At 46.4% G+C, this 20,099-nt stretch carries 14 protein-coding genes and 1 riboswitch; of the genes, 5 read left to right on the top strand and 9 right to left on the bottom strand.

The genetic code is table 11. The features are described from left to right. Positions 1-144: 144 nt before the first annotated feature. Positions 145-882 (bottom strand): helix-turn-helix domain-containing protein, encoded by a 738-nt coding sequence (locus ACZ5NB_RS11970; protein WP_460233851.1) that lies wholly within the window; start codon positions 880-882, stop codon positions 145-147. Positions 883-1,037: 155 nt separating this feature from the next. On the opposite strand from ACZ5NB_RS11970, the gene ACZ5NB_RS11975 reads away from it, so the two are divergent. From ACZ5NB_RS11975 to ACZ5NB_RS11990, 4 genes are all read left to right on the top strand, one after another. After that, positions 1,038-4,517 (top strand): acyl-[ACP]--phospholipid O-acyltransferase, encoded by a 3,480-nt coding sequence (locus ACZ5NB_RS11975; protein WP_464107548.1) that lies wholly within the window; start codon positions 1,038-1,040, stop codon positions 4,515-4,517. A 488-nt stretch (positions 4,518-5,005) separates the two neighbouring features. After that, positions 5,006-6,154 (top strand): Re/Si-specific NAD(P)(+) transhydrogenase subunit alpha, encoded by a 1,149-nt coding sequence (locus ACZ5NB_RS11980; protein WP_460234010.1) that lies wholly within the window; start codon positions 5,006-5,008, stop codon positions 6,152-6,154. Next, entirely contained in the window at positions 6,154-6,447 is a 294-nt protein-coding gene (locus tag ACZ5NB_RS11985; protein ID WP_460233853.1) for an NAD(P) transhydrogenase subunit alpha part 2, read from the top strand. The genes ACZ5NB_RS11980 and ACZ5NB_RS11985 overlap by 1 nt, the downstream gene beginning before the upstream one ends. Beyond that, a complete protein-coding gene (locus ACZ5NB_RS11990) occupies positions 6,447-7,802 on the top strand; it encodes an NAD(P)(+) transhydrogenase (Re/Si-specific) subunit beta (protein WP_460233854.1) in 1,356 nt (451 codons plus the stop codon). Before ACZ5NB_RS11985 ends, ACZ5NB_RS11990 begins: the two co-directional genes overlap by 1 nt. 482 nt (positions 7,803-8,284) lie before the next feature. Here the strand turns inward: ACZ5NB_RS11990 and ACZ5NB_RS11995 are convergent, their stop codons facing one another. From ACZ5NB_RS11995 to ACZ5NB_RS12020, 6 genes are all read right to left on the bottom strand, one after another. After that, positions 8,285-9,454, bottom strand: a complete 1,170-nt coding sequence (locus tag ACZ5NB_RS11995; RefSeq protein WP_460233855.1) for an alpha/beta fold hydrolase — start codon at positions 9,452-9,454, stop codon at positions 8,285-8,287. Between the two features lie 105 nt (positions 9,455-9,559). Next, positions 9,560-11,908, bottom strand: coding sequence for a TonB-dependent receptor (locus tag ACZ5NB_RS12000; protein WP_460233856.1), 2,349 nt, complete (start codon positions 11,906-11,908; stop codon positions 9,560-9,562). A 164-nt stretch (positions 11,909-12,072) separates the two neighbouring features. Next, positions 12,073-13,167, bottom strand: a complete 1,095-nt coding sequence (locus tag ACZ5NB_RS12005) for an AraC family transcriptional regulator (RefSeq protein ID WP_460233857.1) — start codon at positions 13,165-13,167, stop codon at positions 12,073-12,075. A gap of 118 nt (positions 13,168-13,285) precedes the next feature. Continuing rightward, a complete protein-coding gene (locus ACZ5NB_RS12010; RefSeq protein WP_460233858.1) occupies positions 13,286-13,543 on the bottom strand; it encodes a hypothetical protein in 258 nt (85 codons plus the stop codon). Beyond that, on the bottom strand, positions 13,540-15,210 hold the full coding sequence (locus ACZ5NB_RS12015) for a PepSY-associated TM helix domain-containing protein (RefSeq protein WP_460233859.1): 1,671 nt from the start codon (positions 15,208-15,210) through the stop codon (positions 13,540-13,542). Before ACZ5NB_RS12015 ends, ACZ5NB_RS12010 begins: the two co-directional genes overlap by 4 nt. 4 nt (positions 15,211-15,214) lie before the next feature. Continuing rightward, on the bottom strand, positions 15,215-15,496 hold the full coding sequence (locus ACZ5NB_RS12020) for a hypothetical protein (RefSeq protein ID WP_460233860.1): 282 nt from the start codon (positions 15,494-15,496) through the stop codon (positions 15,215-15,217). Between the two features lie 149 nt (positions 15,497-15,645). On the opposite strand from ACZ5NB_RS12020, the gene ACZ5NB_RS12025 reads away from it, so the two are divergent. After that, complete coding sequence (locus tag ACZ5NB_RS12025) at positions 15,646-17,904, top strand: TonB-dependent receptor (protein ID WP_460233861.1); 2,259 nt, start codon at positions 15,646-15,648, stop codon at positions 17,902-17,904. A 57-nt stretch (positions 17,905-17,961) separates the two neighbouring features. Here ACZ5NB_RS12025 and ACZ5NB_RS12030 read toward each other — a convergent pair whose 3' ends face one another. Together ACZ5NB_RS12030 and ACZ5NB_RS12035 are read right to left on the bottom strand one after the other, a co-directional pair. Beyond that, positions 17,962-18,885, bottom strand: coding sequence for a homoserine O-succinyltransferase (locus ACZ5NB_RS12030; RefSeq protein ID WP_460233862.1), 924 nt, complete (start codon positions 18,883-18,885; stop codon positions 17,962-17,964). Positions 18,886-18,986: 101 nt separating this feature from the next. Then, positions 18,987-19,062, bottom strand: a riboswitch (SAM riboswitch). A 42-nt stretch (positions 19,063-19,104) separates the two neighbouring features. Then, complete coding sequence (locus tag ACZ5NB_RS12035; RefSeq protein WP_460233863.1) at positions 19,105-19,719, bottom strand: peroxiredoxin family protein; 615 nt, start codon at positions 19,717-19,719, stop codon at positions 19,105-19,107. Positions 19,720-20,099: the final 380 nt, after the last annotated feature.

A 20,099-nucleotide genomic window follows, 5' to 3' on the forward strand; every position in this document is an offset into this window, starting at 1 on the left:
CTAGCAGTCGGTTGATTTTCGTTTTCTAGCGTTCTTGTGCAAGGGGATAAAGGGTGAAATGAGCCAGACTGCGGTGAATATTCTGGCCGATTGAGCCAGTTGTTAGCGCCACGTAGGTGACGCCGCTAGAAAATCAACAATCTGCTATCCATCGCGCGATATTTGCTCAAACAAACTGTACTTCCAGTGCCGCATGGCCACCACCAGCGTAAAACCCCGCTTGTCATCCATCGGCAGCGCTTGTTGATCTTGAGCTAGCTGATTGAACTCTTGTAGCAAGCGCTGCATCTTCTCCTGAAATTGACGGTTCGCATCCTGGCTAAGCAGTCCATTGCTGACTAAAAGCTGTTCAGTTTTCTGGGTAAAGGGCGATTGAAAAAACTCCGCTGCGATCTTTTCAAGAAAAAGGGTCTGAATTGGACCACCAGGTAGCCAGGAGAAATCTCGGGATACCCGTAGTTTCACGCGATTTTCCGGCAGCAAGGTGATGAATTTGAGCCTATCTAGCTTTGCTAACACCTGTATGAGCTGGTGCTCACGGACCGCAAATTGCGCCAGAATATCGTCAAACTGATAATGGTTGAGCAAGCACACAGCCACCAGCAGTACTAATTCATCCGACGCTATCTCCTTCTCTTGGTCAACGGTCAGCTGTGTCAATTGGCTTTGGCTAGCCTCTGCTCTCCTCGCCAGAGAAGTCAAATCAGTCCCCAGCCACTCGCACAGCGTATCAAGTCGCTCCAAGGTAAATTGCCCTTTGGTAAAGAGCCGCTTAACCGACGCCTCACTGATCTCCAAGCACTCGGCGACATCAGCGTACGTTTTTCCCTCAGCCTTCAACTCGCGCTTTAAGGTACTGATTAGCAGCTGTGACTGTGGCATGATGCACCCCCATCTATAGGACAAAACAACCCGCCAAAAGTATCATCTAACAATACTTTTAGTCCAACACGACAACACATTTACTTTATGTATTGGCTAAATAATACCAAGGTTGCATGATCACCACCTTCGAGCAACGGGTTAAGGGACGACACATGAAAAAGCTTTATCAATTCACAGGCGCCATTCCATTCTTTGTTGCGGTGTTCCTTAACGCCTTTGTCGACTTAGGGCATAAGATCGTCATTCAAAACACTGTGTTTAAGGCGTATGACGGTACCGCGCAGGTTGCATTAATCGCCGTAGTCAACGGGCTGATATTGCTTCCATTTATTCTTCTCTTCAGCCCTGCAGGGTTCGTCTCTGACAAATACCCCAAAAGCAGTGTCATGCGCGCATCCGCTATTGGGTCTGTTGTCCTTACCTGCATGATCACTTTGTTTTACTACCTCGGTTATTTTTGGGCCGCTTTCGCTATGACCTTTTTGATGGCCGTGCAATCGGCTTTCTACTCTCCAGCAAAATACGGTTACATAAAAAGCCTTTTTGGCAAAAACCGCTTGCCGGAAGGAAATGGTGCGGTGCAGTCAATCTCGATTGTCGCTATTTTGGCAGGCACTGTGGCCTACTCATCTGTATTTGAATTGTGGTACCCAGGCGACAATGCGACGACGGAAGAGATTGTTCAAGCCATCGCTCCACTGGGCTGGCTATTAATCGCCAACGCCGTGCTCGAAGTTTTCATGATGTACAAAGTCCCCCGCATTGAAGCACCGTTTCCCGAAGAAACCTTTTCAATGAAAGAGTACCTCACGGGGCGCTCGGCAATTCGTAACCTCGATCCCATCCGAAAACGTGAAGTCATCCGTTTATCGATCATTGGCTTAGCAATGTTTTGGTCCGTGGGGCAAGTCATGCTCGCTGTGTTTCCAGCCTTCGCAAAAGAAACACTTAACATCACCAATACGCTAGCGATTCAAGGGATCATTGCAGCAAGTGGAATAGGCATCGCATTTGGCTCTTTTATCGCCGGGAAAATATCGCGAAATCACATAGAAATGGGGCTTATCCCAGTGGGCGCAGCCGGTATTGCCTTAGGCCTATGGCTGACGCCTAACCTGGCCAGCGCTGGAGCACACGCGGTCAATTATCTGTTCATTGGTACCATGGGTGGGCTTTTTATTGTGCCACTCAATTCGTTAATTCAATTTAACGCTGGCGAGCACGAGCTAGGAAAGGTTCTGGCAGGCAATAACCTCATTCAAAACATCGGCATGCTGACCTTTCTCATCATCACAGCGCTTGCCGCTTCTGCGGGCTTTAAAAGCATCTATATGCTGTATCTCATCGCCATAGTGGCAGTCGCCGGTGGTGTGTTTACGGTATACAAGTTGCCACAAAGCTTGCTCCGCATTGTCGTTGGGATGCTGCTTAGCAGCCGCTACCGGATCCGAGCACAAGGCATGAAAAATATTCCATCGAAAGGTGGCGTATTGCTACTAGGGAATCACATCAGCTGGATCGATTGGGCCATCGTTCAATTAGCCTGCCCTCGTTCGATTCGATTTGTCATGCTGGCCAGCATCTATGAGCGTTGGTATTTAAAGTGGTTTTTAAAGCTAGCCGGATGCGTACCCATTGCACAGGGGAAATCCAGCAGCGATTCACTGGCTGTGGTGGCAGAGCTTTTAAATCAAGGACATGTTGTATGCCTGTTCCCAGAGGGCGCAATTAGTCGCACCGGGCACCTAGGCACTTTCCGCAGTGGTTTCGAGCGAGCCTGCGCAAACGTCAACGATTCAGTGGTTATACAACCATTTTATTTGCGCGGATTGTGGGGCAGTCATTGGTCAAGATCATCGGAGCGATTAAAAAAATCGTCCGCTAACGGGATACAGCGTGATCTCGTCGTCGCCTTTGGCGAAACACTATCGAAGGATGCGACAGCCGATGTTGTAAAACAACGTGTATTCGATCTATCCATCCAGTCATGGCAACTGTATGCAGAAAGCCTTCCCAGTATTGGCGATGCATTTATCGACAGTTGTAAACAAGCGAATAATCCCTTCGCAATTGTTGAAACTGGGTCGGACCCTATCAATTCCCGTCAGCTGCTGGCGGCTACTCTACCCTTTGCCAAGCGCATTGCGGCGCTGCCAGAACAGAATATTGGGCTGCTAATGCCCACTAGCGTCGCGAGTGCGATCGTGAATATGGGCACGATATTGGCAGGTAAAACGATTGTAAACCTTAATTATTCAGCAAGTGCCGACGTTATAAGCTCCGCCATTCAGCAAGCTGAGATCGAAACGGTATTTACCTCCAAAATGTTCTTACAGCGCTTAGAAAAGCGTGGACACTCGCTCGACGACGCATTCAAATCTTGCCGTGTGGTTTTTCTGGAAGAAGTGAAAGCCGATATCTCGCGCGCAGAGCTAGCTCGATATTGGTTGACCACCTTTTTACCGACTCCGATTTTAAAGCGTATATTTTGCCGAAATCATGATGCAGAAAGTACAGCCGCTATTCTTTTTTCTAGTGGCAGCGAGGGCCAACCGAAAGGAATCATGTTGTCGCACCGCAATATCATGGCCAACCTCAAGCAAATAAAAGACGTACTTAATACCGAAGACAGCGATGTTGTAATGGCGTCATTGCCCTACTTCCACGCATTCGGATTAACAGTCACTTTATTTATGCCCTTAATCGAAGGAATACCTGTCGCGTGCCACCCAGACCCAACCGATGCCCTAGGCATATCAAAAACGCTGGCCAAATATCGGGCTACGTTACTCTGTGGGGCCTCCACCTTTTTAAGGCTGTTTGTCCGCGATAAAAAGGTTCACCCTTTAATGTTGTCTAGTTTGCGCCTGGTAATCGCCGGGGCTGAAAAATTACGCAGTGACGTGCGCGATCAATTCAAATTGAAATTTCAGCGCGACATCCTAGAAGGCTACGGCGCTACTGAGACTACGCCAGTTGCCAGCGTCAATTTACCCGATGCACTCGATATGAACTGGTGGCAAGTACAAAAAGGCGGTAAACCGGGAACCGTTGGCATGGCGCTACCCGGAAGCAGTTTCAAGATTGTTGAGCCCGACACCTTTTCGGAGCTTCCCGCAGGCGAAGCGGGTTTGATTTTGATTGGCGGCGCGCAAGTGATGCAGGGCTATCTGAATGCCCCAGAGAAAACCGCCGCTGTTATCCACCACAGTAATAACACACGCTGGTACATCACAGGCGACAAGGGCTATTTAGACAATGACGGCTTCCTCACCATCGTCGATCGCTATTCTCGATTTGCAAAGATTGGTGGAGAGATGGTCAGCTTGGGCCAGGTCGAAGAAGACGTGCGTGCAGCAGCCGATGACGACGAGTTTGATGTCGTAGCAGTTAGCCTGCCAGACGAAAAAAAAGGTGAGCAGATTGCTGTGCTGTGTGAGCAAGAGCTAGATGCGAAAGACTTCGCAGAAAAATTGAAGGGACGAGGAGTCAGCCCTCTCGCCATCCCCAATCGCTGGATCGTTGTACCAGAGCTCCCCAAACTCGGTTCTGGAAAAACTGACTTTTCAGCCGCAAAAAAATTAGCCTTGTCGCTGACAGCCGATACACAAAAACCCATCAACGCCGTTTGATTTTTAAGCGGCTCTTTAAAACCAGAAATACCGGCCATACGATATTTTTATTTGCGTCCGCTATGCTAATTTTTTAAGATAGCGCCCTGGCTCAGAAGCCCAAAAACGCCTTAACTTATTGTTTTTCAAGGAATATTCCTTAAAAAACACTCTTTCCAAGGCGTTTTGAAATGTACAAAAAGCGGTGTTTTTGATCAAAAAACACTCAAGAGAGCAGGTCGTGACGCCACCTAGGATCACGGCAAATAAATTAATAAGCAGATAGATGCCTGATCGGCTCGAATCTGCACGTCTAAATTGGAGACCAGTAGCCATCAAAATGCTATTAAGCATTTAGACAATAATCCCTGTGGTTAGGCACCGTTCCACCTTAATCTCGCTACACCCTAGCGCTCACCCACTTTCATTGATTTACCGCCACCATGCGGCTCAGTGCAGTGGTCGCTTTACCTCAGGATTACCAAGTACTCAAACTGTGTGACGAACTTATGACTGTTATTGCTATACCAAAGGAACTTACTACCGGCGAACAGCGAACACCCATTACACCAGCCGTTGCAAAAAAACTGGTGCGATCTGGGGCGAGTGTTCAAATTGAAACAGGCGCTGGAATTAGCAGCGGCTACGCCGACCAAGACTACATCGATTCAGAATGTGAAATCGCGAACGACCGCACAGCAATGTTACAAAATGCTGATGTTGTATTGCGCGTGCGCAAACCATCAATCGATGAGGTGAGCTTACTCAAGTCCGGCTCTGTTCATATCAGCTTCTTGGACCCCTTCAACGAGCAATCTCTGATTGAAGCGTTTAAAGAGAAAAATATTACTGCGCTGAGTATGGAAATGATTCCACGTTCTACTCGCGCTCAAAAAATGGACGCCCTCAGTTCACAAGCTAACCTTGCCGGTTATGTGATGGTGATGAAAGCGGCCAATGAACTTAATCGTATTCTCCCGATGATGATGACGCCAGCAGGCACTATTAAGCCAGCAAAAGTTTTCGTTATTGGTGCAGGTGTAGCCGGTTTGCAAGCGATTGCAACAGCAAAACGCCTTGGCGCTAAAGTGACTGCTTTCGATACTCGTGATGTTGTGGCAGAACAAGTTGAGTCACTTGGCGGTAAATTCTTAAAAATTGACCTTGGTGAATCAGGTCAAACTAAAGATGGCTATGCAAACGCATTGACGCCTGAGCAAATGGAACTTCAAAAAGAAGGCCAGAAAGCGGAAATCGCTGATTCAGACGTTGTTATAACAACAGCTCAACTGTTTGGTCGTAAGCCTCCTGTACTCGTGACCAAAGACATGGTCGCGGGAATGAAAGCAGGCAGCGTCATCGTCGACATGGCCGCAGAAAATGGCGGCAACGTTGAAGGGACTGTGGCCGGCGAAGTCGTTGAAATGAACGGTGTCAAAATCGTCGGTACTGGCGACTGGCCAAGTGCGGTACCTAAAGATGCATCAGAAATGTATGCCAGCAACCTATTCAACTTAATCAGCGATTTCTGGAATGACGAAAGCAAAGCGCTCGAATTAAATTTCGAAGACGACATTCTTCAAGGCGCTGTGATCACTCACAACGGTGAACTCGTCAACGAGATGATCAAAAACCACTATGCCGGAGGTAATAACTAATGGAACTCGTCTATCAATCCTTTGTTCTTATCCTCTCAATCTTTTTGGGATTTGAATTAATTCGCCGCGTTCCTGCCACCTTACATACTCCGTTAATGTCAGGTGCTAACGCAATTTCAGGTATTACTCTTGTCGGCGCATTGGTCGCGGCTGGTGCGACTAACGACCCAACACTGTCAAAATATCTAGGTACAGCTGCCGTAGCCATGGCAACCATTAACGTTGTCGGCGGTTACATGGTGACAGACCGCATGCTCGCGATGTTTAAGAAGAAAGAAGGTGGTAATAAGTAATGGAAATGTTAATAAATCTTTCTTACGTCGTTGCGACTGTACTTTTTATCTTTGGTTTAAAACTGCTAGGCCATCCAGGCACTGCACGCCGCGGTAACTTGTTATCTTCACTCGGCATGTTGATTGCGGTTGTAGTGACTTTAACTGACCAAGCTATCGTTGATTTTCAGTGGATTGCCATTGGCCTAGTCGTTGGTGCAATTATTGGTGCACTTGCTGCGCGTATGGTTGCTATGACGTCAATGCCAGAAATGGTAGCGATCTTTAATGGTTTCGGTGGTTTAGCGAGCTTATTAGTTGGCTGGGCGGCATTTACAACCGACTCTTCAGCGTTTGTGCTAATTACCATTTTCTTATCCATCTTGATTGGCGGTGTAACCTTTACAGGATCTATTCTCGCGTGGGGCAAACTGAGCGAACGCGTTACTGGTCGCCCAGTACAATTTTCGGGTCAACGCTTTGTTAACGCTGCAATTTTAATCGCTATCGTAGCTTGCGGTGTCATGTTTGTGATGGAACCAGAGAACCACAACTGGTTATACATCGCTGTAGGTTTGTCTGCCCTACTCGGTATTTTGGCGGTGCTACCCATCGGTGGTGCAGATATGCCAGTCGTTATCTCGCTACTGAACAGTTACTCAGGCCTAGCAGCATGTGCGGCTGGTTTCGCGATTAACAACAACATTTTGATCGTTGCCGGTTCACTCGTGGGCGCGTCAGGCATTATCTTGACTAACATCATGTGTAAGGCAATGAACCGTTCGCTGTCGAACGTATTGTTCTCTGGCTTCGGTAAAGTCGCTAAGTCTGATCAAGTCATCGAAGGCGAAATCAAACCATTGTCTGCTGACGATGCTTACTATGTGCTTGAAGCAGCGACCAGCGTGTTGGTTGTACCTGGTTACGGTATGGCGGTTGCGCAAGCTCAACATGCGGTTAAAGAGTTACAAGAATTACTCGAAGAAAACGGCGCAGACGTTCACTACGGTATTCACCCAGTTGCGGGTCGTATGCCTGGTCACATGAACGTATTGTTGGCAGAAGCTGATGTGCCATACGACTTATTGCTTGAGATGGACGAAGTGAATCCACGTATGGAAACTTACGACGTTGCTATCGTTATCGGTGCGAACGACGTAGTTAACCCAGCAGCACGAGAGATGGAAGGCAGCCCAATCTATGGTATGCCTGTTATCAACGTTGACCAAGCACGCACAGTATTCGTATTGAAACGTTCTATGGCGTCTGGTTTCGCCGGTGTTGATAACCCACTGTTCTTCAAAGACAACACGCGTATGATCTTTGGTGATGCGAAAGAAACGTTGAACTCGGTCATTCGCGCATTTGGTGAATAATTCACTAAGCAAGAGTTTCAAACTAAAAACCCAGGCTTGCCTGGGTTTTTTTATATCTGAAGTTTTTCTGAGTTTAACGTTCTTAATTCAGTCTCTGAGCCGGGTAGCCTTTGTCTGACACGCGTAAATATGTCCATATAGCTCTCTTCGGCATCCGTGCCTCAGAAGGTCAGACAAAGGCTACCCGACTCTGATACCTCACATTGAAGTCGCTGCAAACTTTTGGGGAGGTAGGGAGTGGTTGTTGCTGCAGATCGCCTCGCGAATGCTGAACAAAATATTCAGCAGTTGCAAATGCAAACTACTGCAATGCTCTCCCCTTCCTTCCACATACTTGATGTTCACTCCATAGTAGGTTCAAAGTCAGGGGGTGTCTTTCAAGACCTTCTGAGGCAGGACGCCGAAGAGAGCTATATGGACATATTCATGCGTGTCTTGAAAGGCACCCCCTGACTTTGAACCGACTAAAATACTACATGACTCTAGGATACCGGTGCCCCCAAAAGCTCACTCGCCAAATTTGCTTCTAAATCACCTTCAATAAAATTAACGATAACCGAAGCAATACATTCTGGCTTGGCAATCACCAAACCATGATCAAACCCATTACCAGATTCAATTAAATACGATGATAAATCCGCACCTACTCTCTTTAAATCTCCTACACTCAGTTCGAAATCTTCGTCAGAAATCACCACATCCCCGCGCCATTGCGCGTAATCCGACTTAGCCTTAAGCAAAAGCACTCGCTTCCCCTCAAGGCAGTTCACAGAATTATAAGTAGGAATCTTTACTTCAGAGCCATCGCTATTTTTATAACCCGGTATATCAACACCACTGCCATTATATGCATGGGAAAAGTAAAGTGACTCTGGCATATACTGAATACGTAAACTATCCGTTAAGGCATTTTGGTAATTCGGTAGCAATTTGTTCGAAACATTCTGGATTGAGCCATCAGCAAAATTAAAACCAAGCCAATCATTAAATACTATAGAATCCCAAACAGCTTGCACGTTCTCAAATGTACGTGCGCTCCCCTGCCATTGCCGCTGGTGGAATGCAGTAGCTTCAATACCCTTTTTCACATCTTGCAGAGGGACCCAGTCTCCAGCTTGCCAGCGTTTTCCCAACTGATCTACGCCAGTATTACTTTCATTAAACGCAACACGAATGCCGCGAGTACTGACCGGTGCTATGCCAACAAGCGACTCAAAATGCGGATGCAAATTAAAGAGTTCTAAGGCGATAGGGAAACCCATCGAATAGCCTACAAGATGAATCGCGTAGTCCGCTAAATCCTCGAAGCTATTAATCACCTTACAAACATCCACTGCAAAGTCTTTTAATGAAGATATCGCTTGGTTGTAAGAAGACGAACCACTGCCACGATAATCTACCGCCAAAGCCGTGTATTTTTCTTTTAAAGAATTATTAGATCGAAACCGATTGAGCACCCCTTCAAACATTTCACTAGAAGTATTATTCCCAGACAGGAATACAATTAGCGTCTTGCCAAACCCCGCCTTGCGAATAAATATAGTTTCACTAGGCGAGCCATCCTCACACCCAGAGACCTTGATCGCCGAGTACGCAGGAAGCTCTCGCAACAGTATTCTTTCATTGTTTGATGATTGTGCCTGGGTAGACAAAGCAAGATCCACTCTTGGTTAAAGAAACTGAAGGTATTAGCAAATAAAACCGAAAGCCAAAAAGAATACATCCCTGTATTGCGCAATAGCGCCAGCAGTCAGCTACTAGAATTTATAAAGGACATTCACACTGTAAGTACGTGGTGCATTGTAGTAACCCAACTCAACCCCAGGAAAAGCAGACAGGTCGAATGCGTGGGTTCGATACTCTTCGTCAGTTAAGTTTTTACCTGCAAGTGTGAAGCGCCAGGATTCATTCATAGTTTCGAAAGAAAGCAGTGCATTGAAGACCGAGTAAGCATCTTGAGCGAGATTTTCACTACTGTTAACTTCCAAGTAAGTTTTGCTTCGGTAACTGAGATCACCCGATAAGGTCATATACCCCAGTTCTCCCACTTGTTTGTAGTAGGTAATACCAAGCAAAGCATCCCACTTAGGCGCGTTTACAATTTCTCGGTCATCGCTAACATCAATGGCGGTGTTGGTCACTGGATCGGAGCCAGCAAAAAATTCTTTGTATTCGGCATCCAAGTATCCCAAATTTGCGTTTAAGGTGATTTCTTCGGTTATCCGTGTAGTCATCTCGATTTCTAAACCTTGCATAACCGCTTCCCCCGCGTTAGTAAACACGGGAAGTAAAGAGCTGCCGTCTTCGGTCGCTTTAAAGCTACTAACCTGGAGATCTTTATAGTCGTTGTAGAAAATCGCTGTATTTAGGCGCACTCGATTATTTGCGAGCGTGGTTTTTATACCGGCCTCGTAGCTAGTGAGGGTTTCCTCGTCATAGGGTTCCAGTTGACCATCAGCCAACCTGCCGTTAAACCCGCCGCTTTTAAAGCTAGTAGAAAAAGTCGCGTAAAGATTAGTATCATCACTTAGCGAGTATTTAATACCGAATTTTGGTGAAAAGTTATCGAAGCTAGCCGGGTCTGGTTCGGCGGCTGGCCTAGCAATACCTATCGGGCCGCCCAGCTGGAGATCCATTGCTCGAGGTGTTAACAATGATTCATCTGCATAACTAACGTCACCGGTCACCCCATCAATGGAAATTCCAGCCAACGCCGTTAAATCAAAATCCTCAATGATTCGATAGTATTCTTTCTCTTCTTCTGTATAGCGAAAACCAATGATACCGGTCAGATTTTCAGTAAAATCAAAATCTAGCTGCCCAAACAGTGCATAACTAGTGGTTTTGAATTCCGCCTCCCCAGCAAAACCTATAAGGAAGTTACCAAATGCTCCACCATCAAATGTCGAACCGTCCTCTTGAAAAAGGTAGGCGCCTGTTACAAGCGAAGCGGAGTCGCTAATGTAGTTTAATTGGAATTCCTGAGAAATTTGCTCCTGCTCATTAAAATAAAAAATACTGAAGGCATTAATAGGCGTTGCGTCAAGATCGAGTTCTGTACCGTAATCTAAATTACGATAGGCGCTAATAGATTTAAGGCTTAACGTATCGGAAATATCCCAAGTCGCATTCGCATTGAAGCCTTTTGTTTCAGTAAACTCGGTGGTATTAAAATCAGCGTTAACGGTAAAAGGGTCTTCATCCGCTTGATAGGTTTGTACCGAAACACCAAACGTGTATGGATCAACAATAGGAATGGTAATCGGCGTTTCTTTTGATGGCGTGCGAGAGTGTTGCGGATCATTATCGGAATAGTCCGCAGCAAGTACTAGATTTAGATTATCGGTAATATCAAATTCCAATACTCCGCGAGCAAAGTCCGTATCACGATCACCATCTCTCCCACCATCGAATGTATTTCTTGCGTAGCCTTCTAGCTCCATATGAGCAACGGTGAAACGTCCTCGAACTCTATCACTAGCAAGCGGGCCTGCAACCGTTGCTTTGAAATCTCGTCGACCATAGTCGCCAGAGGTAAACAATGCGTTACCACTAAATTCATCTGTAGGTAACGTAGATACATACTTGATTGCGCCACCAATAGTGTTTCGGCCATAAAGGCTACCTTGCGGGCCTCTTAATACCTCGACTCGTTCTACATCAATGACATCCAAAAAAGCTCCCTGCGCACGGCCTAAATAGACATCGTCTAGATAGATACCCACACCAGGTTCGAAAAAGGCAATTGAATCAATTTGCCCAATACCTCGGATGTATACAACGGCATTGTTGGCGTCACCCACATGGACACTTAAATTGGGAACCAATGACTGCAAATCTCCAATATTATCCACCTGCTTGATCGAGAGTTCTTCGCTTGATAACGCACTCACGGCGATGGCAACATCTTGCAGGTTGCCTTCCCTTCTTTCGGCAGTAACGATTACCTCGTCTAACACCGTATCACTCGATTGAGCGGACGTAATATGGGGTAACAATAGGACTTGAAGGATCACGCAATTACGCAACATTAGTGGCAAGCGACGTGATGAATTGGCGCAATTTCGGGAGAAACCTTTTGTTATATTTTTTAAATAATTTGGCATGACACCCTCCAGTTAGACACTAAAAATAAGCATTAGGGTTAGCATCTACTGTAATGAGGTAGGGAGTACTGCGATATGACAGCTAAGATCGACTTTTAGGGGTCATTTTCGCTCACACTGCTAGAGTCGATAATTCTCAAACAAGTGCGGTTGGTTAACGTAATTTAGCGAATATGGTGGGATCTCATGTACTCAGCAGGACTCACTCCATGCCACCGACGAAATGCCCTTTTAAAACTACGACTATCGCAATACCCCAACATTTGCGCAGCAGTTTCACTCGATTTGAACTCGTAAAGTGCGCTCGCTGCCTGTTCCGCCTTCGCTTCATCTATCAGCGCTCTAAAAGTCAGGCCTTCCGCTTGCAATCGTCTACGCAAGGTCGCGACGCTAACATGCAGCGCTGTCGCGACACTACTTTGATCGCACTGTTGGTGCAAAGCAAAGTGCTCATCCAGAACGTGCCTTGCTTGTAACGCAAAATCACCGTCTAGCGGGCTTTGGTTTTTATCATTTAAAAAATGGAGGTAAGGCCCAAACAAGTTGCCATTAATATCAACATTTAAGGAATTTGAAAGTGATTGGTCGGCATCCTCAATGTCGTATACCAATTCATAAACACTTTCCCCCGTAGACAACTTACAACCGAAAAGTGCCAAGTGATTATGGTAAGAAGGAAGTTCACGGCGAATGGTAGATACATTTTTAAGTCTCAAAACTTTGTTAGCTAAAATACTTACAGCACAATGTATTCGAAGCAGTGCGAACTCGATCGCAAATATTTGTGGTGTTCCCGCATAGTGAAAGTTCCGGTCATCAACCACATACCGAAGTGTCTGGCCATGTTTTTTAACAAAATTAAATTCACCGCCGTGAACCACATTATAAGTATTTGCTATAGTATTCAGCGCTTCTTGTAGGCTTCCACAATGAACTAAATTGTTAAACACTAAACGCGTAGTTCCTCGCGTTAATGGCCTTTGGGATAAATGGTGGGACTCTTCTGAGTCTAGATTGTACTGAGCATTAAAAATGCGCCAGCAATCATTGATGCTGATAGTGCTAGATTGGTCGTCGATATAGTCACCTGGTAGCTTTAACTCAAGTAACAAGGTCTGCAAATCCATACCAGCGTCAATCGACGCAGAAAGCAAACTCAAAACTTCTTGAGCGCTAACGCGGTAATTATCGATATTAAGATCTAACGTCCTGGCCGTTGGCATATTGTTATTGTGTAGCTGCCTAAACTGGTAATTCAAAGAAGGATAGCCCTCCTTTATTCACAAGTCTAGTCTACCAAAAATACACGTCGCAAGAACTACATCTGCAATAAGCAGAGCAATGAGAACGCATATACGAATCGGCCCGTCACTAAAGCTACCTTTTAAGCCCTTGATTAAGCCCTTGTACGAGTACCGTTAGCATGCCCACTAAGCTAATTATCCCTACCCAAATAAATGGTGCTTGCTGCAAACCACTGAGCCGCGACAAAATTAGCAAACTAATCACTAACCCTAGAACACCACCGACGCGTCGTACGAGCTGTTGTCTAAGCGTATTTGACCTAGTGCTTATAAATGCGAGCAGGCCCGTAACTGCCAGTAATATAGCAATTACACCTAAAGTGATACTCATACCAACTCAACCTCGGATTCAGCGTGTTTAGGTTTTTCCTTCGCAAGAAATATTTTTTTATCTTGGCTCATACGCTCACGCTGCGGTCGCTGGGCAGGCAAATACAGCCCAGCAACAATCAACCCGACGCCAAAAACCAACAACGCAATATCAACACCTACGGTTATCCAGCGACTGTCACTTATTGAATTGACAATCCAGTCACCCGTGGCAACGCCATTAAACACCAATGCGAATAACAACAGCAGGCCACTCACGATTAATAAGTCTTTAGTAACTTGGTAGGCGTTGCCACGGAAAACTGACCACACAAGTGACACAGAAAAAACACCAAAAAATATTAGGCCTATCACGCTCGTTAAATTACCATAGTGCATACCTAATACGTATAAAATAAGTTGCGCGCTAAACAAGCTAGATGTGGCAGCAACAATGCCGCCACACGCTCCCGCGGTTAAACGGCTAATCCATTGATAACTTTTTAACGATAGAGAACCCTCCGCGCCAAAAGCGCGCCGCTCAATCCAAATCATCATTCCGGTTGCAGCGACTAATGCAGTGCTCAAACCTAAGAAGAACCACAAACCCTTGACCCACACACCCGCGAAGTTGCCGAAGTGCAGCGGCGCCATAGCATCCAGCACATATTTAGATACGCCTTCAAGTCGACCAAAGTTCGTGTAACGATTGATAAAATCGCCAGTAACGGCACTAAACTCCAAAGTTTCTCCACTGAGCTTACCGCTACCCAGTGTCGATAGCGCCATTACCGCACCTTCGTCACCCCAACCATAGAGCGTGAATCGACCGATGATGAGCTCTGGCTCATTCATTTCGAGTTGCGACAATGTGTCTGCAAAACGCATATCCGTGGATACTTCCGTAATGACCGGTTCAACTTCGGGAAGAAATGTCTCCACCAAACGCTCTTGATCACCTTCAAAACTGACCAAGGCTGCGACAGGAATAAGAACGACCGTCGCCAACCCCAAGAAAGCTCCGGTAAACCCAATAACGCCGTGAAACAATAGCCCCCAAACACCGAGCACTTTATGTGTATCGGTAAACAGCAAGCGCAAGCTACGCCATGGGCGAAACACAAATAAATCTTTTAATATTTTGGGATGAATAAATAGGCCGGTGATGACCGACGCAAACAAAGTGAGACCCAAGAGACCGGTTAAGATCAATCCCAAAGGCGAGCCAAGATGTAGATCGGCATGAAATCCGACAATAAAATCGGCCATGTCAGTTCGACGAGTATCGAGCAGCTCCCTGAAGTCGCCCTGTCGCTCTTTGAGAAGGCTTAAATTGGTAGGGTGATGATCAAACCAAACAACATCATGTCGGTGAACCCCATCTTCGATGATTTCATTTTCAAAAATAATCGCTAGCTGACTATTCCCGTGTGGACCCGGCAAAAATACCTCAATGTGGTCCCAATATTCTGGACCAACCTTTTCAGCGTGCTTCTTAACCAACTGTTCTATCGCCGCAAAATCGTGCTGCTGATAATCACGAATCTCTGGGTTCGCCCAGACTTTCAACTCACCGCGCCCAAACACTGAGACAGCACCGGTAAACGCGATGACAAACAAGAGTATCGCCGTCAGAGCCCCAACCCAGCTATGCAAGACGTAGTATTTTTTGGTGGTATCACGCTGCATTCGTTTAGCCCCCAACAAGGTATGAAAAGATGATGAAAGCGTGAACCGCCGATATCCCACCTAGCAGCCCCCAGACCGCCCAGATCTTTTTTATAAGTACCGAAGCCACAAGCAATAGCAGCCAAACGACCGGAAACAGCAAAGCTGGGACCCCAATTCGATCAATCTCGTTAGTCGGGATGTACACCGTTGCACCGGCCGTCACAAAGATGGTGGTGACGAATACACCAAAAACGCACGCCACCACCCGAGGGACAGGGGCGCTAAAGAGAGGGGAATCTTGCATAGCACGATAACCAAGAGATAGAGGGACGGAAGTCTATACCGCCACCTGCAATAGTTAAATTTAAATGATGATCTTCTGGATTATTGTAATACTAATCATTATCATTTGCATCTAATTCAAACATCTCTGATTTTTATAGGACGCCAACTATGTACCTCCCCGTAACCCTTCAAACCAAGCGACGCTCAATCGCCATAGCGGTATCACTTGCGAGCAGCATCACGGTCCATGGTGCCCTGGCCACCAATACCATGGATGAAATCATTGTGATCGGTGAAAAAGTCGGCCGGTCTGTGCAGGATACCCCCTCTAGCGTCGCGGTTATCACTGAACAAATGATGATTGACCAGCAAATTCTCAACATGGACGACGTACTTCAACAAACCCCTAACGTCCATAGCCAGCCTAACAATGGCTTCACCATTCGCGGTATTGATGTGTTCAACGTATCGGGTGGCGGCAACAGCTATCTCGCGACGGTCTACCAAGACAACGCACCACTGCCCTACCGTGTTGTCCAAAAAGGCGGTTTTAGCACCTGGGACGTCAATCAGGTGGAAGTGTTGCGCGGCCCGCAGTCGACACTACAGGGCCGTAATGCGCTAGCCGGTGCTATCGTTGTTAACACCCAAGATCCTGGCTTTGAATGGGATGGTAAAGCGCGTGTAGCACTGGGTGATTATGGTCAGCAAGAAGTGGCTGCGGCCTTTGGTGGCGCTATTGTGGACGATTTATTGGCCTTTCGTATTAGTGCGGAACAAAACAAACTCGATGGTTTCAACGAATTTCTATCGACCGGTAAAAACAGCGACTACATCGACGAACAAAACGTGCGTGGCAAGCTACTGCTGGCACCCACTGATAACCTCGAACTTAAATGGGGGTATACGGCGCTCAATAATGAACGCGGCGTAAAGTTTACCTCTGAGGACCCCGCTGCAGACAATCAGTACGGCTATCGTTACCTCGACTTCGATTCACCCACATTGGAATTTAACGATGGTTATATTGCCAACCAAGAAATTTCCTACGACTTAGATAACTGGTCATTAATGTCGATTACCAGCTATTCCGATATCGATTATGGTTACGAATGGGACGGTGATGGTACCAGTACCCCACCCAGTTTGGTTCAGGTTGATGATCGCAACGAAGAAACCTTTACCCAAGAGTTTAGAGCCACATTTAATTACGAACGTGTTAACGGCGTTGTTGGCATCTATTATTCAGATAACTCCGTCGATGACGATGCTGTTGGTCAACGTCGTCTCACCTTTGCCGAAGCAGGCGTTACTCCCGATAGAGTGGCCGCATTTTTCTCTGTACCTGTAACCACAGCGCAACAATTACTGTCATTTTATAGTGCGGCCGACCCCATTATCCTTGGCGTCGACAGCCAGTTTGATACCGCTGTTAAGAACTATGCTCTATTTTCGGATGCGACTGTAACACTAAGCGACAACTGGGATCTTCTTCTCGGAGCACGTTGGGATTACGAAGAGCAAGAAAATAGCGCCAACTCTCTATACACCCTGGACAATGCAGCAGACTTACCTAACCCTGTTCTGTACCCTGCTCCGTTTGATAGTGCTGTATTTGCTCTAAACAATTACTTGCTTGGATTAGTAGATGATGCCTCGGGCGAATCACTAAAAGTCAGTGACGACTTTAATGAATTCCTCCCTAAAGTGGGCGTGAGTTACCACTGGAATGATGACATCACCACAAGCTTTGTCGCTCAACAGGGCTACCGCTCTGGCGGCGTTGGCCGAAACGTCGCTCGAAATCAAATTTATGTTTACGACGCAGAGTACTTAAATAACTACGAATTTTCGCTACGCTCTGCCTGGCTAGACAATACCCTCGTTGCCAACGCTAATATTTATTACAGTGATTGGAAAGATCAGCAAGTTGAAGTCTACGGGGATCAAGGCCAGTTTGATGTCAAGACAGAAAACGCGGGTGAATCCCATGTGCAAGGAATTGAAATCGATCTACAATTTGCCGCCACCGAATCATTATCTCTCTACGGTGGTTTAGGTTATGCAAAAACAGAATTTGATAAATTTGTTGACGAAGACGTTGCCGGAACTGCTTTTGCGAATGCACCAGAGTGGACAGGTAATTTAGGTATCACTTACGACCAAGGTACAGGTATCTTTGCCAATGCCAATGCCAACTACGCCGATTCATCGCTCGCCGCGGTGGGACAAACGTCGCCGATTAATGACCGACGCACACTGGTGAACGCAAAGCTTGGCTATAAAACCGAGCACTTTGGCGTTTACGTTATTGGCAGCAACATCTTTGACGAAGAATATATCTCGCGCGCAGACATTCGTGATCAAGGTGTGCAAACCTATGGCGATCCTCGCCAGTGGTCAATTTCGTTGGAAGCCAGCTTCTAATAAATTTGCAATACCCAGATAAAAAAAGAGGAGCAACCTGCTCCTCTTTTTGTTTTACTAAAATGACTTTATTTTTGTCACATCAAACGGTGTCAATTGATACACGTAGTAATTGAGCCAATTCGCAAACAATAAATTACCGTGGCTTTTCCAGGTGACAATGGGATCTTTCGATGGGTCATTATCCGGAAAATAATTTTCTGGAATTGACGGATTAATCCCCGCGTCCAAATCACGCTCATATTCATCCTTTAGGCACTGCGGTTCATACTCCGAATGGCCGACCACAAAAACTTGCCGCCCATCCAAACGTGTCATGACGTACGCACCGACTTGGTCAGACACAGCGACTAGCTCAAGTTCGGAGTGTTTAGCAATATCCTCCAGTGGGATTTCCGCGTAGCGGGAATGCGGCGCATCAAAAACATCATCAAACCCTCTCACGATTGGGCTTAGCGGAGCCGTTAGGTGGTGTCGATAGACGCCTGACACCTTTTTATCCATTACGCGTTTCTCTATACCGTAATGGTGGTACATCGCCGCTTGAACAGCCCAACACAAAAACATCGTCGAGGTAACATGTGATTTACTCCAGTCCATTACCTGCTGCATTTCTTTCCAGAAAATAACATCTTCAAATGGGACCGCACCGAGCGGAGCACCCGTAATAATCATGCCGTCGTAAAAGTTGTCCTTAACCGCATCGAAATCTTTATAATAGGTTTCCATATGCTCGATGGAGGTATGCTTTGACGGTTTGTCGTGGATACGCATTAGATCGACATTGAGTTGCAGCGGCGTATTCGAGAGCATTCTCAGAATATGAATCTCCGTCTCAATTTTTTTAGGCATCAAGTTCAATAATAAGATATTGAGCGGACGTATATCTTGCGTCTCTGCCTGCTGATCAGACATAACAAATACGTTTTCCCTCTGCAGTACAGACACCGCCGGCAAGGTATCGGGTAAACGAATAGGCATGACTCCCTCCTACTATTAATAAGCCATTGAACAGTATGACTAATACTCAAATCGCAGGCATAAAAAAACCTGCTTGGACTCGGTCGCTAAGCAGGTTTTGATAAATTCGTCTTATCATCTGTTTAGCGGTATTTTTAACGCGCCCGCAAGCTGATTCAAATCGGCGCCGTTGTAATGATGGAATTCTACTGCGTTCACTCGTCTCGCGCAATCACCCCTTTATGTGCCGACTGTTTTTCCGCGAGTAGAAAAGGCTGCCCTACGCTGCTGAACACCATATCGAACAGCATTTTTGGCATCTCCTTCACGAATAAACGCCTGAATATGCGGTATCGGAATGTGATCCGCCGTGTCGCGCCCATACCAGACCTGCGAAATACGACCGTCCTCGGTAAACAAAAAATCTGCTGGAACCAAGCGAACGTGAGGATTGTTGCTGGGACGCCCTCCTTTCAAAATCCCTTTAATAATACGAGGCATCTTGAATAACATAGCTTTGAATAAAGCACTCGAAGAATGCTCAATTCCGTAATGGTTATAGATGTCGAGGTCTGGATCAGCCAGCATGGTAAAGGGGCGCGGATGATTCGCAACGTAACGCCGCACTTGCTCAGGGGTATCGCTGAAAACAGCGATAATTTCCAAGTTTTGCTCTTTCCAAAGCTGGTAGTTATGAGTCAACTCATAAACTCGGTAGTGACAAAAGGGACAAGCCGCATCGCGGAAAAAGGACAGCATAATCCGTTTACCCAAATGATCACTTAGCTTAAATGGATTTCCATAAATATCCGTGGTGTGGAAATCAATCCCCTGACAGGGTGCTTTCAGCCGCATATGGCCCCCTACATACAATCGCTCTAGTTGTGTGCTAAACCAGCCTTCGCTCAACACGCCCCAACAACACCCAGGCCATGGGTGCTGCTGCCTAAGTGATACGCGTTGAACCCCGTAGTGGATGACTCAGCGGAACAATTGGCCATAAAAGGCAGATGAGAGGTTCAAAAACGCCAATTTGCAGAGGCCTCTGAGAGTAGATAGACCGGTCTAGTTGCTGGAACATGTCACTGCACAAACCGCTAAACCAATATTTTATGCGGTGATTTTCTGGCTCACTGAGGTAATTGGCGGGTGGCAGCATACAGCTATAGGCACTGCGGTCTTTAGTGCGGCCTGTAAGGCACCCCAAAAAGTGCGTGGTCACCTGGTCAACCTGT

This window comes from Aurantivibrio plasticivorans (genome assembly GCF_055392955.1).

Excerpts from the sequence above, each read along its gene's own strand:
- ACZ5NB_RS11990 (WP_460233854.1), top strand. The coding sequence starts at position 6,447 with ATGGAAATGTTAATAAATCTTTCTTACGTCGTTGCGACTGTACTTTTT.
- ACZ5NB_RS12030 (WP_460233862.1), bottom strand. The coding sequence starts at position 18,885 with ATGCCTATTCGTTTACCCGATACCTTGCCGGCGGTGTCTGTACTGCAG.
- ACZ5NB_RS12010 (WP_460233858.1), bottom strand. The coding sequence starts at position 13,543 with ATGAGTATCACTTTAGGTGTAATTGCTATATTACTGGCAGTTACGGGC.
- ACZ5NB_RS12000 (WP_460233856.1), bottom strand. The coding sequence starts at position 11,908 with ATGCCAAATTATTTAAAAAATATAACAAAAGGTTTCTCCCGAAATTGC.
- ACZ5NB_RS11980 (WP_460234010.1), top strand. The coding sequence starts at position 5,006 with ATGACTGTTATTGCTATACCAAAGGAACTTACTACCGGCGAACAGCGA.
- ACZ5NB_RS12015 (WP_460233859.1), bottom strand. The coding sequence starts at position 15,210 with ATGCAGCGTGATACCACCAAAAAATACTACGTCTTGCATAGCTGGGTT.
- ACZ5NB_RS12035 (WP_460233863.1), bottom strand. The coding sequence starts at position 19,719 with ATGCGGCTGAAAGCACCCTGTCAGGGGATTGATTTCCACACCACGGAT.
- ACZ5NB_RS11975 (WP_464107548.1), top strand. The coding sequence starts at position 1,038 with ATGAAAAAGCTTTATCAATTCACAGGCGCCATTCCATTCTTTGTTGCG.
- ACZ5NB_RS12020 (WP_460233860.1), bottom strand. The coding sequence starts at position 15,496 with ATGCAAGATTCCCCTCTCTTTAGCGCCCCTGTCCCTCGGGTGGTGGCG.
- ACZ5NB_RS11985 (WP_460233853.1), top strand. The coding sequence starts at position 6,154 with ATGGAACTCGTCTATCAATCCTTTGTTCTTATCCTCTCAATCTTTTTG.
- ACZ5NB_RS12025 (WP_460233861.1), top strand. The coding sequence starts at position 15,646 with ATGTACCTCCCCGTAACCCTTCAAACCAAGCGACGCTCAATCGCCATA.
- ACZ5NB_RS11970 (WP_460233851.1), bottom strand. The coding sequence starts at position 882 with ATGCCACAGTCACAGCTGCTAATCAGTACCTTAAAGCGCGAGTTGAAG.